Raw genomic sequence first — 16,146 nt, 5'->3', positions numbered from 1 at the left:
CACAATTGGCCGCGCGCCTGTCACAATTGCGAGCGCAACCAACATTTTAAGAATTTCTTTAGCAGCAGATAAATTGTGCCCGTCAGCAGCTGGATGCTTTACCGGGCAGAATAGCCTGTGATTATTTGTTAATAATCACAAAAAAGCACAGCCGTATCTGATAATTAGATAGATCCGATTCTCTAAATGAATTTCCCCTCCGCATCGCCATCTGCAACTCTGTTCTCCGCGCTGGCCACCCTTGCGTTTTACCGGCCGGTGAAATTTTTATTTGCATCAACATGGCTGTCATAAACAGGAGGTGAATTATGACAAAACCTGCTCTGGCGTTCGCTGCGGCCTTACTGGCGCTCAATGCCACCGCATCCGTTGCGGCTCAGCCGCATCACGTTTATACCAATAAAGATTTCTATAAAAATGGCGTCTTCCAGAAAGAGGTGGCGAAAGATGCAATAGCGCAACTGCTTGCCTCTTACGGTCATACGCTGACGCCGGCCATGCGCCAGCAGCTGTGGGTTAATGATTTTGGGCTGGGCGATTATCAGCATGTTGGCCTGGCTAGCATCACTTGGGTCAATAATCTGGATTACGGTTATTACGCTATGACCATGTATCTGCTGCCGAATCAGATGATTCCGGAGCATCGACACATGCCGATTAGCGCGCCGCCGGCACGTCCGGCAAAACATGAATCGTGGCGCGTCCTCGATGGCTGGGTATATAACTTCTCAGAAATTGGCGCCGCATCAGCGGATATTCCGCCGACGCCGAAAAGTTTTGGTCCGGTGCAAAGCCACAATGTCGTCATTCAGCATCAGGGCGAAACGCTGTCGCTGAAAAAACTGGAGAGCTATCATTTCCTGATGGCCAACAGTAAAGGGGCGATTGTGGATGAATATGGCAACTGGCAGGATCGCCGCGGCTGGTTCAGCTCCAATCCTAAAGTCGCCCCTACGCCGTAAACCGTGCCCCATAATAAATAGTCGATGTGATTTCCCTGTAGCCACCGGAGGCGTTCGCGCCTCCTTTTTAATTAATGGCCTTTACCAGGATGCCGCTCAGCCGCGGCGATTTACCCGGTGCAGACGAATACCACGCTGTTTCATCTCCTCAACGGCAGCACAGGGGCAATCGTCATCGGTGATCACACCGTCCAGCTGCTGCAGCTTACACACGGAATACACGCTGTAACGACCATATTTGCTGCTGTCAGCCACCAGATAACGCTGCGCTGAGGCGGCCAGCACCGCCTGATTCACCAGCAAAGTGTCTTCGTCGGGTGTCGAGAGGCCGTGCGTGACATCCCACGCGCTGGCGCTGAGGAAGGCCAGATCAATATTGAACGCGGCAAGAGCGGTCGCCGCCATGGCACCCACGCTGGCAATATGCCGTTTATCGACTTTGCCACCCGTATGAAATAGCGTGATGTGGCTGTGACGCATCAGCCAGGCGGCAATCGTAAAGTCGTTAGTCAGCACGGTGAGACTTACCTGATCGCCTAACGCACGCGCAATTTCATAGCTGGTGGTACCGGCATCGAGGTAGACCACCTGGCCATCCTGTACCAGTGACGCAGCATAACGGCCAAGGCTTTGTTTGGCGTGCACGTTCAGCTGTGCCTTCTCCACATACGGCAATGCCTGATGAACCACGGCAGGCAGCCTGGCGCCGCCGTGTATGCCAACCACCAGGCCGGCGTCCTGCAGGAATTTAATATCGCGGCGGATGGTCATCGCCGACACCGCCATCAGCGTGGCCAGTTCGTGAATGGTGGCCGATCGTTTCGCAAACAGGTAGCGATAAATAGCGTCTTTTCGGTCTTCGGGCAGCATCATGAGCTCGGGGTTAAAAGTGACGTTTTGCCTGCCATGCCACGCGCGCATAGCGTCCGGTACGGCAGCTTCGCTATGATAGCTCATCCGAAGTTGAATCAGATTCAACGAGGCAATGAGTCAGGAGACACGAAAATGCCCGCCCTGCAACGTAATGAACTGGCCGATCTGAATGTTTTTCTGCTGATTTGCCGGCGCAAGAGTTTCCGCCTCGCCGCACTGGAACTGGGGGTCACCACGTCGGCCATCAGCCACACGTTACGCAGTCTTGAAGCGCGTCTTGGCGTGCGCCTGCTCAACCGCACCAGCCGGGCGGTGGTGCCGACGGACGCCGGTGCCGCTTTTTTGCGCCATCTGGAAACCGGCTTTGCGCAGATTGAGCTGGCGCTGAACGATCTGCACCTGTACCGCGAATCACCCAGCGGCCGCCTGCGACTGAACATCCCGCGTGATGCCGGGCAGCTGCTGTTTCGGCCGATCCTGGCGCGCTTTATGGCGACCTATCCGGAGCTCAGTCTGGAAATTACGGTGGATAACAATCTGGTGGATATCATCGGCAGCGGCTATGACGCCGGGATTCGCTATGGCGCCAGCGTACCGAAAGATATGATCGCCATGCCGCTGACGCCCAAACTGCGCTGGATCGTGGTGGCGTCACCCGATTACCTGCGCGACGCACCGCCGCTGCAGCATCCGGACGATCTGCGCAACCATCGCTGTATTCGCATGCGCCTTGGCAATGGCACGCTGTATAAGTGGCCGCTGGCACAGGGCAAGGTGGCGTATGAGGTCGATGTGCCGGGCACGCTGACGCTCAATGAGAGCGACATGATTATTGATGCGGTCGCCGGCGGTTACGGTCTCGGCTACTGCCCGGAGCGCTACTTACAGGCGCAGCTGGCGAGCGGGCAGCTGGTGCGCGTGCTGACGGACTGGTGCAGCGAAGACGAACCGCTGGTGATGTATTACCCCGACCGTCGCCAGCTGCACCCAGGTTTACGCCGGCTGATTGAGATGATCCGCGCCGAAACGATGCGCTAACGCTGGACGCGTGCGGCGTAAATAATAAACGTCACCACGCCAAAAATTTCCAGCTCCTCCTCTTCACGCAGCCGGATGGGCTGATAGCGCGGATTCATCGGCATCAGCTGTACGCAGGGATGCGTCTGCAGCCGCTTGACGGTGAACTCGCCGTTGATGGCGGCGATCACGATGTCGTCGTGCCGGGCATTGAGTGAGCTGTCGACCACCAGCAGGTCGCCTTCGCGGATATTGGCATCGCGCATCGAGTCGCCTTCGACGCGCACAAAATAGGTGGCGCTCGGGCGGGTCACCAGCAGCTCATTGAGATCAATCTGGCGCTCAATGTAGTCCTGAGCGGGTGAGGGGAAACCGCCGTGCACCGCGTCAAGGAATAGCGGGCGGGAGCGCGAAGGCGGTGAAAGCTGTGGCAAAAAGAAACGCGTCATAGCGAATATTCCATGGATACTGTTTTTATATACAGTATCAGGCGATTTTTGCTATGATCAAGTCTGCCTGCGGTAAAAAAAGCGAAGCGTATGAAAAACAGCAGAATTCAGTTTTTTGCCGGGCAAACCGCTGAAAAGTGCACTCTTCGCTAAGCACTCTGTGCGCCCGTCTGGCGAAACTTCAATTGTTGTCTACACTTAATGTTGCCGATGTTCGTAGTGCGGTTGCAGTGTTGATGAAAATTTCGTTTAGTTCTGGAGCGTTACCCTTTCGATTCCCGTGTTTACGGAAAAACCTCCTCACTTCCTGCCTGCCTGCGAACAGACTGCTCGTTTACGTTCAGATACAGGAGGAGACGTGACCCCTGCGGTTAATGAGAACAGCACCCTGCCGTCGCTAAGTGGCGGACTTTACGCCTTCTTTTTTGATGTTGACGGCACGCTGGCCGCGCTTCAGTCGCAGCCCGAGTCGGTTTCCATCCCCGCATCGGTGCGCCAGCATCTGCAACAAATTTCTAATTTAAGTCACGGCGCGCTGGCGCTGGTTTCCGGCCGTCCGATCAGCCAGCTGGATGAGCTGGTCGCGCCGCTGGAAGCCCCGGCGGCGGGCGTGCACGGCGCTGAGCGCCGCGATGCCAGCGGACATCTGCATCGTCAGTCGCTGCCCGATGAGGTGGCGCAAACGCTGCAGGTTGAACTGCAGCAGACGCTTGACCAGTGGCCCGGTACGCTGCTGGAAGTAAAAGGTATGGCCTTTGCGCTGCACTACCGCAACGCGCCAGAGTATGAAAACGCCATCATGCAGCTGGCCGAAGAGGCGGTAACCCGCTTTCCGGCGCTGGCGCTGCAGCCAGGTAAATGTGTGGTGGAACTGAAACCGCAGGGCATCGATAAAGGTGCTGCGGTACGCGAATTTATGCAGGAAGCGCCATTTACCGGTCGCATTCCGGTATTTGTGGGCGACGATCTGACCGATGAGAAAGGCTTTCTTGCAGTCAATGCCATGCACGGCATCTCGGTCAAGGTCGGTGAAGGTCCAAGCCAGGCGCGCTATCGTCTGCCCGATGTGGCAGCGGTCTGGCACTGGCTGGAACAACTATTATTACAACTAGAACATGACAACGTCGGTAAGGAGTTTAGGTTATGAGTCGTTTAGTCGTCGTATCTAACCGTATCGCTATTCCTGATGGAAGCAAAACCAACGCAGGCGGTCTCGCCGTCGGCATTCTGGATGCGCTGCAGACCACCGGAGGATTGTGGTTTGGCTGGAACGGAGAGATCAGTGAGTTTTCCGGTGAAGAAGATGAGGAACTTACCCAGATCGAACAAGACGGCATTACCTATGCCTCATTCCCCCTCAATCAAAACGATTACGATCAGTACTACTGCCAGTTTTCTAATACGGTGATCTGGCCCGCGTTTCACTATCGCCTCGATCTGGTGCAGTATCAGCGTGAAGCCTGGGAAGGCTACTGCCGCGTGAATACCCTGCTGGCGCAGCGGCTGAAACCGCTGATCAAGCCGGACGATATCCTGTGGATCCACGATTACCACCTGCTGCCGTTTGCCGCCGAACTGCGTAAACAGGGCATCAATAACCGAATCGGATTCTTTCTACATATCCCGTTCCCGACGCCGGAAATTTTCAATGCGCTGCCGCCGCATCAGGAACTGCTGGAAATGCTGTGTGAATACGATCTGCTGGGTTTCCAGACAGAATCCGATCGCGTGGCGTTTCTCGACAGCCTGAGCCAGCTGACGCAGCTGCAGAATAAAGGCGAGAAGAAGCATCGCGCCTTTGGCAACACCTTTATGACCGAGGTTTACCCTATCGGTATCGAGCCGGACAGCATTAAAGAGATGGCAGAAGGGCCGCTGCCACCGAAGATGGCCGCGATGAAGCGTGAGCTGGGCGATTTGCAGAACATTATCGCCTGTGAGCGTCTCGACTATTCCAAAGGCTTGCCGGAGCGTTTCCTTGCCTATGAAGCGCTGCTGGAAAACTTCCCGCAGCACCGCGGCAAAATCCGCTACTCACAGATTGCGCCGACCTCGCGCGGCGACGTGCAGGCCTATCAGGATATTCGTCACCAGCTGGAGACGGAAGCGGGGCGCATTAACGGTAAATACGGCACGCTGGGCTGGACGCCGCTCTTCTATCTTAACCAGCATTTTGATCGCCGCCTGCTGATGAAGATTTTCCGCCTGACCGACGTGGGGCTGGTTACGCCGCTGCGTGACGGCATGAATCTGGTGGCGAAAGAGTATGTCGCGGCGCAGGATCCGGACGACCCGGGCGTGCTGGTGCTGTCGCGCTTTGCCGGAGCGGCTAACGAGCTGACTTCTGCGCTGATCGTCAACCCGTACGATCGTGATGATGTGGCGGCGGCGCTGGACCGCGCGCTGACCATGCCGCGCACCGAGCGTATCTCGCGCTATAACGACATGATGGCCGTACTGCGTAAGCAGGACATTTCGCACTGGCGCGAAAGCTTCCTGAACGATCTGAACACGCTGCCGGCACGCAGCGCCAGCCACGGTAGCGATAACAAGGTCGCGACCTTTCAGAAGCTGGCGTAATTAGCCCCGCAAGGCGCGATTTTCCCCTCAGGCAATGCCTCTCCCGTACGCGGGAGAGGCATCCGTCAGACAACGCAGGCAGGACCGTGCTGCGTAGCGTTTTCACGCGATACTCTTACCGGATGAAATCGATTTCATTTTGTTAAGCGCTAACCCGCTGACCCGGCACCAAAAAACGCACGAATTGGTTAAAATTAAGCCAGTTAATCACTGAAACGCTGAATTTTTTCTTCCAACCCTAAAGATTTGGCTGGCCAGGCCGATAGTTCTAATACATCAGTGTGTTAGTTAGTCAATTCATTCATATCGCTAATGTAACGTGCTGTTACATCCCTTGTGACTCGCTAAACCCTCCCTACAAACTCTTTACACACCACAAGCGCGCTGCATCCACTCTTCACGCTTCGCTAGCACAGCGCCATTAGTCCTGCGTGGCAATATTCCCTGTAAGTGATTAATTTAAAAGCGAATAATTACAGCCATTTTTGGTGTTTTATGCTGCCTTTTTGGTTTATTTCGGGGTCTTGTCTTTGCCTAAAGCCAACGTAGCAGATAAAAGATCGTCCCATGGCGGCGATCTGCGACACACTTCAAAATTCAGACTTTTCCTGTGAAATATTAGCGAAACGTTTCAAAATCGCTCAAAAAAGGAACAACAGAAAAGCATTACTGAAGCTTCACCTGAAAAATTTGCCTTAAAAGTGTGACGCAGATCACACTTTATCTAAAATTTCATACCAATCACGTTGTATGTCGAAATCAGACGATATAGATTTGCCTTGTTTTCGGATTAGTCTTAAAAAACTGTAAGCAGACGTCACGGAAGATGGTTACAACTCAAGAAAAGATTGGCCTGGAGTTTTGACTACTACTGATCAATATCCCGGTGGGAAGTGAAACAGTTCAGTACGCGTTGGCTTATGCCTGATTATTTTTTGCCATCTTTAGATTTACCAACCAGCAACCCGAACCATAGAACACTTAATTCTGTGGCCGTATATATGTCGCGTCTATCAGGATGGAAAAAAATGGGTACATCAGAATTACTAAAACACATATATGACATCAATCTGTCATATTTATTGCTTGCACAGCGTTTGATAAACCAGGAAAAAGCTTCAGCAATGTTTCGTTTAGGTATCGATGAGCCAATGGCGGATGCATTGCAGCAATTGACTTTACCTGAGATGGTAAAATTAGCGGAAACCAATCAACTGGTTTGCCAGTTCCGCTTTACCGATCACAATCTTATTAACCGTTTAACGCAGGAATCACGTGTGGATGATTTGCAGCAAATCCACACCGGTATTTTATTATCCAGCCGTTTATTGCGCAGCGCATCGAAAGACGATGCCTCTGCTAAAAAGAGGGCGGTATAATGACCGAAAAAAGTATCGTTCAGGAAGCGCGTGATATTCAGCTGGCAATGGAGCTGATTACATTGGGCGCACGACTGCAGATGCTGGAAAGTGAAACCCAGCTGAGCCGCGGTCGCCTGATTAAACTGTACAAAGAGCTGCGTGGTGCACCCCCACCGAAAGGCATGCTGCCATTCTCTACCGACTGGTTCATGACCTGGGAACAAAATATTCATGCGTCGATGTTCTGCAACGCCTGGCAGTTTCTGCTGAAAACCCGGCTGAGCAGTGGCGTAGAGGCGGTTATCAAAGCGTATCGCCTGTATCTTGAGCAGTGTCCGCTATCGGACGAGGGCCCGCTGTTGGCGCTGACCCGCGCCTGGACCCTGGTGCGATTTGTTGAAAGTGGCATGCTGGAATTGTCGGACTGTAAATGCTGTGGCGGAAGCTTCATCAACCACGCGCATCAGCCGCCGGGCAGCTTTGTTTGCAGCCTGTGCCAGCCGCCATCACGTGCCGTAAAAAGACGTAAACTTTCTGCAGATTCTGCCGATACCTTTCCACAACTGCTGGATGAACAGGTTAAACGCGCCGTTTAAGTTTGTTCGCATCGTGGAAAGCATCCAGCAGCGGTTAATACCGCTGCTTTTTTTTTGCCCACACCCTGTGAATAACACCTGCGGCTCTCTGGCTTAACTTCCACCAACACGTTACGGACGTAAGGATGTTTTTGTGCTGATTATTGTGGGTTATATCGTAGTCCTCGGTTCCGTGCTGGGCGGTTACATGATGGTAGGCGGCCATCTGGGCGCGCTTTACCAGCCGTCGGAGTTGCTGATTATTGGCGGCGCCGGCATTGGTGCGTTTCTGGTGGGCAACAACGGCAAATCGATTAAAAAGACGCTAAAAGCGCTGCCTTTGTTAATGCGCGGCTCAAAATATAACAAAGCCGTATACATGGATTTAATGGCGCTGCTGTATCGCCTGATGGCGAAATCACGTCAGCAGGGCATGCTGTCGCTGGAACGCGATATTGAAGATCCCAGCCAGAGCGAAATTTTCGCTAACTATCCGCGTATTTTGTCCGATAAACCTTTAGTGGATTTTATTACCGACTATTTACGTCTGATGGTGAGCGGAAATATGAATGCTTTCGAGATCGAAGCCCTGATGGATGAAGAGATCGAAACCTATGAACACGAGTGCGAAGTACCAGCACAAAGCTTAGCGGCAGTCGGTGATGGCCTGCCGGCGTTTGGTATCGTCGCTGCGGTAATGGGCGTGGTGCACGCGCTGGCCTCCGCGGACCGCCCGGCGGCAGAACTGGGCGCGCTGATTGCGCACGCCATGGTGGGAACCTTCCTCGGTATTCTGCTGGCTTACGGCTTCATTTCGCCGCTGGCATCCGTGCTGCGCCAGAAGTGCGCGGAAACCACCAAGATGATGCAGTGCGTCAAAGTTACGCTGCTCTCCAGCCTGAACGGTTATGCGCCGCAGATCGCCGTCGAGTTTGGTCGTAAAACCCTGTATTCCACCGAGCGTCCGTCCTTTACCGAGCTGGAAGAGCACGTGCGCAACGCGAAAAACCCGGCTAAGCAGACTTCGGATACGCCTTCATGAAGCACGGTAATCGCCCGATTGTGCTGGTCAAACGGCGCAAACATAAAAAGCATGAAGGCAGCCATGGCTCATGGAAGATTGCCTATGCCGACTTTATGACGGCGATGATGGCGTTCTTCATGGTGATGTGGCTGATCTCGATCGCCAATCCGCAGGAGCTGGTGCAGATTGCCGAATATTTTAAAACGCCGCTCAAGGTCGCCCTGACCGGCGGTCAGCGTAGCAGCGACAGCGAAAGTCCGATTCCCGGCGGCGGCGATGATCCGACGCAGAAGAAAGGCGAAGTGCAAAAACAGGTCGATATGGATGCGCAAAAGCGCCAGCTGGATGACATTCGCCTGAACCGGCTGCATGAAAAACTCGACCAGCTGATTGAGGCCGATCCGCGCCTGAAAGCGCTGCGTCCGCATCTGATCATCAACATGGTGGAAGAGGGGCTGCGCATTCAGATTATCGATAGCCAGAACCGCCCGATGTTTAAAACCGGCAGCGCGGAAGTGGAGCCGTACATGCGCGATATCCTGCGCGCCATTGCGCCGCTGCTGAATGATATTCCTAACAAAATCAGTTTGTCCGGTCATACCGATGACTTCCAGTACGCCAGCGGCGATCGCGGCTACAGCAACTGGGAGCTGTCGGCGGATCGTGCCAATGCCTCACGCCGTGAGCTGGTGGCGGGCGGGCTGGACGGCGGCAAAATGCTGCGCGTGGTCGGCATGGCCGACACCATGAAACTGAAAAACCGCGGCGCCAACGACGCGGTGAACCGTCGTATCAGCCTGCTGGTGTTGAACCATGACACCGAAGCGGCGATTGAAAAAGAGAATGCCGAGAGCGATGCCGTTCAGGTGAGTGACCCGGCGCAGATTTTACCTAGCATTACCGCACCGGCTGGTCCGGCGGCGCCAACTGCCCCCACGGATTCTACCGCAGCACCGGCCACACCGGCAGCCGCGGCGAATCCGCCGGCAGCGGCACCGCCCGCCGCCAGCGCGGTGACACCAGACCAACCCTCACAGCCGAGGTGATCCCGTGAGCATGGACATCAGCGATTTTTACCAGACGTTTTTTGATGAAGCCGATGAGCTGTTAGCGGATATGGAGCAACACCTGTTGGGACTGGATCCCCAGGAGCCCGATTCCGAGCAGTTGAATGCCATCTTCCGCGCCGCCCACTCCATTAAGGGCGGAGCCGGTACGTTTGGCTTTACGGTTTTACAGGAAACCACCCACATCCTGGAAAACATTCTGGATGGTGCGCGCCGTGGCGAAATGCAGCTCAGCACCGACATCATCAACCTGTTTTTGGAAACCAAAGATATTATGCAGGAACAGCTCGATGCCTATAAAACCGCGCAGGAGCCAAACGCAGAAAGCTTTAACTACATCTGTGAAGCCCTGCGCCAGCTGGCGCTGGAAGCCAAAGGAATAGCCCCGCAAGCCGCCGCACCGGTGGTGGCGCTCGCCGACGTGGCAGCACCTGCCGCGCCTGCCAGCAGCGGCCTGCGCCTGCAGCTGATCAATCTGAAAGAGAAAGAGCCGGATCTGCTGCTGGAAGAGCTGGGCAACCTCGGCACCCTGACCGATGTGGTGAAAGGCGCCAGCTCGCTGGAAGCCACCATCGACGGTGTCGGCAAAGACGATATCGTGGCGGTGCTGTGTTTCGTGATTGATGAAGCGCAGATTCAGTTCCCGCAGGACGCCGCACCTGCCGCCGTTGCCGCCGCGCCAGTCGCTGAGGCCGAAGCCGCAGCGCCGGTGCAGCAAACGGCGACCGTCACCGACATTACTCCGGCGGTGAAGCGTGAGAGCAAGCGTGCCGCCGCGCCCGCCAAAAGCAGCGAATCCAGCAGTATTCGCGTGGCGGTGGAAAAAGTTGACCAGCTGATCAACCTGGTCGGCGAGCTGGTGATTACCCAGTCAATGCTGGCGCAGCGCTCCGGTGCGCTGGATCCGGTGGCACATGGTGACCTGCTCAACAGCATGGGTCAGCTGGAGCGTAACGCCCGCGACCTGCAGGAATCGGTGATGTCGATTCGTATGATGCCGATGGAGTACGTGTTCAGCCGCTTCCCGCGTCTGGTGCGCGATCTGGCCAGCAAGCTGGGCAAAGAGGTTGAACTGACGCTGCTTGGCAGCTCAACCGAACTGGATAAGAGCCTGATTGAACGCATCATCGATCCGTTAACACACCTGGTGCGTAACAGCCTCGACCACGGCATCGAAACGCCGGAAAAACGGCTGGCCGCCAGCAAAACGGCGGTCGGCAATCTGACGCTGTCCGCGGAACATCAGGGCGGCAACATCTGCATTGAAGTGATCGATGACGGTGCCGGCCTCAACCGTGAACGTATCCTGGCGAAAGCGCTCTCGTCCGGCCTGCCGGTCAGCGACAGCATGAGCGATGAAGAAGTCGGCATGCTGATCTTCGCGCCAGGCTTCTCGACCGCCGAGCAGGTGACCGACGTATCAGGCCGCGGCGTCGGCATGGACGTGGTGAAACGTAATATCCAGGAGATGGGCGGTCACGTCGAAATCTCCTCGAAGCAGGGCAAAGGCACCACCATTCGCATTCTGCTGCCGCTGACGCTGGCGATCCTCGACGGGATGTCGGTGCGCGTGGCAGACGAAGTGTTCATCCTGCCGCTGAACGCGGTGATGGAGTCACTGCAGCCCACGGCTGAAGAGCTGAAACCGCTGGCCGGTGGCGAGCGCGTACTGGAAGTGCGCGGCGAGTACCTGCCGCTGGTTGAGCTGTGGAACGTGTTTGACGTGCAGAACGCCAAAACCGACGCCACGCAGGGCATCGTGGTGATCCTGCAGAGCGCAGGACGTCGCTATGCGCTGCTGGTCGATCAGCTGATTGGTCAGCATCAGGTGGTGGTGAAGAACCTGGAAAGCAACTACCGCAAAGTGCCGGGCATTTCCGCCGCCACCATCCTCGGCGATGGCAGCGTTGCGCTGATTGTCGACGTATCGGCACTGCAATCATTGAACCGTGAGAAGCGTGTGGCCGGTGCCGCAGCGTAACAGATAACGAAAGGGTAAAAAAATGACTGACATGGCAACCGTGACGAAAATCGCCGGCGAAACCGTCGGCCAGGAGTTCCTGGTTTTCACCCTCGGTGACGAAGAGTACGGCATCGATATCCTTAAAGTGCAGGAGATTCGTGGTTACGATCAGGTAACACGTATCGCTAACACGCCGGAGTTCATCAAGGGCGTGACTAACCTGCGTGGTGTGATTGTGCCGATTATCGACCTGCGCGTGAAGTTCTCGCAGCCGGACGTGGAGTACAACGAAAACACCGTGGTGATCGTGCTGAATCTTGAGCATCGCGTGGTCGGCATCGTGGTGGATGGCGTGTCTGACGTGCTGTCGCTGACGCAGGATCAGATCCGTCCGGCACCGGAATTTGCCGTCACCATGTCGACCGAGTACCTCACCGGTCTCGGTGCGCTGGGCGAGCGTATGCTGATTCTGGTCGACATCGAAAAACTGCTGAGCAGTGAAGAGATGGCGCTGGTAGATACGCTGCGTAGCGCATAATCGTTCGCAGAGAGTCACGGGTCGCTGATGCGGCCCGTGACTATTACATTCTTTATTAAACCGTTATAAATCAATAGCAAAGCCCACAAATATTTCCTGCCCTCGCTCAATATTCCCGCCGCCAGGTCGATAACTGTATTGCACGATTTTTCTTCATTTCCCAGGGCAAACTATGTTTACGAAAATCCGCGTTGTGACCAGCCTGTTGCTGGTGTTGTTGGTGTTTGGCGTACTGCAGCTGGCTTCCGGCTCGCTGTTTTTTAAAGCGCTGAGTGACGACAAAAAAAGTTTCAATACCTCTCAGCTGGCGAGCAAAAACATTGCCGCCATCAATGATGCTTACATGAGCCTTAACCAAAGCCGCGTGATCCTGACGCGCATCCAGCTGCGTATTGCCACCAGTAAACTGACCGGCACCGAAGCTGACATCAGTACGCTGTTCGGGCAGAGCAGGACGTTCCAGCAGACGGCGCAGGACAAATTCACCCTGTTTAAAAACACGCCGGACACGCCGGGCCAGAACCTGCAGCTCAATCAGCAGCTGGAACAGACCTATAAAGCTTACGCCAGCGCACTGGCTGAGATGCAGCAGGTACTGCAGCACAACGATACCGCCGCAGCCGGCAAAGTACCGGTGGCCCCGACGCAAAGTGCCTTTCTGGAAAACTACACCCAGTGGCGCGCCGATCAGGATCGTCTGACGGCGGCCGGCGTGGCGGCGAACAGCGCCGCTTACGAGCACATGATGTGGCTGCTGGGGCTGGTACTGGCGCTGGTGGTGGGCGTGATCGTGCTGTGCTGGTTCGGCCTGCGTAAGGTGCTGATTAAGCCGCTCAACGACAGCATCCAGCACATTGAACACATTGCGCAGGGCGATTTAACCCAGACCATCACCGTCGAAGGACGTAATGAAATGAGCCAGCTGGCGAGCAAGCTGCAGGAGATGCAGCAGGCGCTGGTGCGCACCGTCAGCAACGTGCGCGACGGCTCGGACGCTATTTTTACCGGGGCCAGCGAAATCTCCGCCGGCAATAACGATCTCTCGGCGCGTACCGAACAGCAGGCGGCGTCGCTGGAACAGACTGCGGCCAGCATGGAGCAGCTCACCGCCACGGTGAAGCAGAACGCCGAGAACGCGCGGCAGGCCTCGCAGCTGGCGCTCAGCGCATCGGAAACCGCGCAGAAAGGCGGAGAAGTGGTCGAAGGCGTGGTGCGTACCATGCACGATATCGCCGGCAGTTCGAAGAAGATTGCCGACATTACCAGCGTGATTGACGGTATCGCTTTCCAGACCAACATCCTCGCGCTCAACGCCGCAGTCGAAGCGGCGCGCGCCGGAGAGCAGGGCCGCGGCTTCGCGGTGGTGGCCGGTGAAGTGCGCAACCTTGCCCAGCGCAGCGCGCAGGCGGCGAAGGAGATTAAAGGGCTGATTGAAGACTCGGTGCGTCGCGTTGACAGCGGCTCACAGTTGGTCGGCACGGCGGGCAATACCATGGGCGAAATCGTCAATGCGGTGACGCGCGTTACCGACATCATGGGCGAGATCGCCTCGGCGTCGGACGAGCAGAGTCGCGGTATCGATCAGGTCGGCCAGGCGGTGACCGAGATGGACCGCGTCACGCAGCAGAACGCCTCGCTGGTGGAAGAGTCGGCGGCGGCGGCGGCCTCGCTGGAGGAGCAGGCCAGCCGTCTCAGCCAGTCGGTGGCGGTGTTCCGCATTCCACGTGGCGCTCAGCCTGTCAGCAGCACGGGTGTGCGCCATCCGCAGATCGCCCCCCCGCAGGCCAGTGCGCCACGCAAAGCGCTGACCGCGCCGGTCAGCGACGCCAACTGGGAAACGTTCTAAGCTGAAACGGGAGCGGACAACGCGCCGCTCCCTCATCTCCTGCTTTCTTTACTTATAAAACGCTGTAAAAAAGCTTTAATTCAGCATTATCCCTCGTAAAGTCCGGTAAACCCTCTCAAATATTCAGCGCAGCGGTCTATAAACAGGGCGCAACCCCCCTTTTTGGAGACACCATGTTAAAACGAATCAACGTCGTCACCAGCCTGATCGCCGTCCTGCTGGTGTTCGGTGCTATGCAATTACTGTCCGGCGGGCTGTTCTGGTCGGCATTACAAAAAGATAAAGAGGCGTTTGCTGTGGCACAAACGTCAAGTAATAACGTCGCTGCCATGTCCGATGCCTGGATTGAACTCAATCAAACCCGTACCGTGCTCAACCGCGCCATGCTGCGCATGCAGGGCAGCATGGCGTCACAGACCAACGGCGGCCAGCTTAACGCACTGATCGCGCAGACGGAGAAACAGCTCGACACCGCGGCCGGTCACTATCAGCGTTATTACGATTTGCCAGCGACGCCGGGACTGTCTGATGCGCTGCGCGACCGGCTGGAAGCGGATTATGCCGCGTTCAATAACGGCCTGAAGGCGATGCTGGCCCGGCTGAAAGCCAACGATCTGCAGGGCATGTTTGATCAGAACATTGAAGCCAAACAGGTCAAAATGAAAGCCACCTATGAAGAGTGGCGCAGCGCGCAGAGTGCTTTAGCCGCTGAGGGCGTGGCGCAGAACCAGCGTGCCTTCCACACCATGATGTGGCTGCTGGCGATTGTCGCAGTAATGGTGATCGCGGTAATCGTCGCCTGCTGGTTTGGCCTGCGCACGGTGCTGATTCAGCCGCTGCATCAGTTGCTCGGTCACATTCGCCATATCGCCGCAGGCGATCTGACGCAGACCATCACCGTTGAAGGGCGTAACGAAATGAGCCAGCTGGCCAGCAGTCTGCATGAAATGCAGCAGTCGCTGGTGCACACCGTCGGCAACGTACGCGACGGCTCGGACGCCATCTTTACCGGCGCCAGCGAAATCTCCGCCGGCAACAACGATCTCTCGGCGCGTACCGAGCAGCAGGCGGCGTCGCTGGAGCAGACCGCGGCCAGCATGGAGCAGCTCACCGCCACGGTGAAGCAGAACGCCGAGAACGCCCGGCAGGCCTCGCAGCTGGCGCTCAGCGCGTCGGAGACCGCACGCAAAGGTGGCGACGTGGTCGAAGGCGTGGTGCGCACCATGCATGACATCGCCGGCAGTTCGAAGAAGATCGCGGATATCACCAGCGTGATCGACGGCATTGCTTTCCAGACCAACATCCTCGCGCTTAACGCGGCGGTCGAAGCGGCGCGCGCCGGTGAGCAGGGTCGTGGTTTTGCTGTGGTCGCGGGCGAGGTGCGTAACCTGGCGCAGCGCAGCGCGCAGGCGGCGAAGGAGATCAAAGGACTGATTGATGATTCGGTCAGCCGGGTTAACGCCGGTTCGCAGCTGGTCGGCACCGCAGGTGACACTATGCAGGATATCGTCGGTGCGGTGACGCGCGTGACTGACATCATGGGCGAAATCGCTTCGGCCTCGGATGAGCAGAGCCGTGGCATCGACCAGGTGGGCCAGGCGGTGACCGAGATGGACCGCGTCACGCAGCAGAACGCCTCGCTGGTAGAAGAGTCGGCCGCCGCCGCGGCCTCGCTGGAGGAGCAGGCCAGCCGCCTGAGCCAGTCGGTGGCGGTGTTCCGCATTCCGCGCGCATCGGCAGCGGCCCCTGTGCGTCCCCCGCTGACCACGACACCGCCGGCGGTGCGCAAAGCCGCTGCGGCCCCGGTGAGTGACGGAAACTGGGAAACGTTTTAATCATTGCCTGAATTGTCCCCTCTCCCGCAGCGGGAGAGGGGCGCGTGGCTGGCCCT

At 56.5% G+C, this 16,146-nt stretch carries 14 protein-coding genes; 12 read left to right on the top strand and 2 right to left on the bottom strand.

The window, feature by feature from the left end; translation table 11 throughout:
* Positions 1 to 308: 308 nt before the first annotated feature.
* Positions 309 to 962 carry a hypothetical protein gene (locus tag CBW22_RS02105; RefSeq protein ID WP_058769674.1) on the top strand — a complete coding sequence of 218 codons (654 nt, stop codon included), beginning with the start codon at positions 309 to 311 and terminating at the stop codon, positions 960 to 962.
* A 96-nt stretch (positions 963 to 1,058) separates the two neighbouring features.
* Here CBW22_RS02105 and CBW22_RS02100 read toward each other — a convergent pair whose 3' ends face one another.
* On the bottom strand, positions 1,059 to 1,835 hold the full coding sequence (locus CBW22_RS02100) for a DeoR/GlpR family DNA-binding transcription regulator (protein WP_254919458.1): 777 nt from the start codon (positions 1,833 to 1,835) through the stop codon (positions 1,059 to 1,061).
* Between the two features lie 132 nt (positions 1,836 to 1,967).
* Between CBW22_RS02100 and CBW22_RS02095 the strand changes: the two genes are divergently transcribed.
* Positions 1,968 to 2,873, top strand: a complete 906-nt coding sequence (locus CBW22_RS02095; protein WP_088515883.1) for a LysR family transcriptional regulator — start codon at positions 1,968 to 1,970, stop codon at positions 2,871 to 2,873.
* On the opposite strand, the gene umuD is transcribed toward CBW22_RS02095, so the two are convergent.
* Positions 2,870 to 3,301: a translesion error-prone DNA polymerase V autoproteolytic subunit gene (gene umuD, locus CBW22_RS02090; RefSeq protein ID WP_021506286.1), complete on the bottom strand. Its 432-nt coding sequence runs from the start codon at positions 3,299 to 3,301 to the stop codon at positions 2,870 to 2,872. The two genes, CBW22_RS02095 and umuD, sit on opposite strands and share 4 nt — an antisense overlap.
* A gap of 358 nt (positions 3,302 to 3,659) precedes the next feature.
* Here umuD and otsB point away from each other — a divergent pair, with 358 nt between their 5' ends.
* From otsB to CBW22_RS02040, 10 genes are all read left to right on the top strand, one after another.
* Positions 3,660 to 4,448: a trehalose-phosphatase gene (otsB, locus tag CBW22_RS02085; protein WP_021506285.1), complete on the top strand. Its 789-nt coding sequence runs from the start codon at positions 3,660 to 3,662 to the stop codon at positions 4,446 to 4,448.
* Positions 4,445 to 5,881, top strand: coding sequence for an alpha,alpha-trehalose-phosphate synthase (gene otsA, locus CBW22_RS02080; RefSeq protein ID WP_088515882.1), 1,437 nt, complete (start codon positions 4,445 to 4,447; stop codon positions 5,879 to 5,881). Before otsB ends, otsA begins: the two co-directional genes overlap by 4 nt.
* A 1,028-nt stretch (positions 5,882 to 6,909) precedes the next feature.
* On the top strand, positions 6,910 to 7,260 hold the full coding sequence (flhD, locus tag CBW22_RS02075) for a flagellar transcriptional regulator FlhD (protein WP_058769677.1): 351 nt from the start codon (positions 6,910 to 6,912) through the stop codon (positions 7,258 to 7,260).
* Positions 7,260 to 7,838, top strand: a complete 579-nt coding sequence (flhC, locus tag CBW22_RS02070) for a flagellar transcriptional regulator FlhC (RefSeq protein ID WP_088515881.1) — start codon at positions 7,260 to 7,262, stop codon at positions 7,836 to 7,838. Before flhD ends, flhC begins: the two co-directional genes overlap by 1 nt.
* 133 nt (positions 7,839 to 7,971) lie before the next feature.
* Entirely contained in the window at positions 7,972 to 8,859 is an 888-nt protein-coding gene (gene motA, locus CBW22_RS02065; protein ID WP_021506281.1) for a flagellar motor stator protein MotA, read from the top strand.
* A complete protein-coding gene (gene motB / locus CBW22_RS02060) occupies positions 8,856 to 9,887 on the top strand; it encodes a flagellar motor protein MotB (RefSeq protein ID WP_088515880.1) in 1,032 nt (343 codons plus the stop codon). The genes motA and motB overlap by 4 nt, the downstream gene beginning before the upstream one ends.
* 10 nt (positions 9,888 to 9,897) lie before the next feature.
* A complete protein-coding gene (gene cheA / locus CBW22_RS02055) occupies positions 9,898 to 11,889 on the top strand; it encodes a chemotaxis protein CheA (RefSeq protein ID WP_168714941.1) in 1,992 nt (663 codons plus the stop codon).
* Positions 11,890 to 11,911: 22 nt separating this feature from the next.
* On the top strand, positions 11,912 to 12,409 hold the full coding sequence (cheW, locus tag CBW22_RS02050; RefSeq protein ID WP_021506278.1) for a chemotaxis protein CheW: 498 nt from the start codon (positions 11,912 to 11,914) through the stop codon (positions 12,407 to 12,409).
* A gap of 172 nt (positions 12,410 to 12,581) precedes the next feature.
* Positions 12,582 to 14,255 carry a methyl-accepting chemotaxis protein gene (locus CBW22_RS02045; protein WP_021506277.1) on the top strand — a complete coding sequence of 558 codons (1,674 nt, stop codon included), beginning with the start codon at positions 12,582 to 12,584 and terminating at the stop codon, positions 14,253 to 14,255.
* Between the two features lie 173 nt (positions 14,256 to 14,428).
* Positions 14,429 to 16,090 carry a methyl-accepting chemotaxis protein gene (locus CBW22_RS02040; protein ID WP_088515878.1) on the top strand — a complete coding sequence of 554 codons (1,662 nt, stop codon included), beginning with the start codon at positions 14,429 to 14,431 and terminating at the stop codon, positions 16,088 to 16,090.
* The last annotated feature ends 56 nt before the right edge of the window (positions 16,091 to 16,146 follow it).

The sequence above is a fragment of the Pantoea sp. VS1 genome, from assembly GCF_002207995.1.
GTDB lineage: Bacteria > Pseudomonadota > Gammaproteobacteria > Enterobacterales > Enterobacteriaceae > Pantoea > Pantoea dispersa.
Note: the sequence above shows the minus strand (reverse complement) of the source record. Positions and strands in the feature narration are given on the sequence as shown.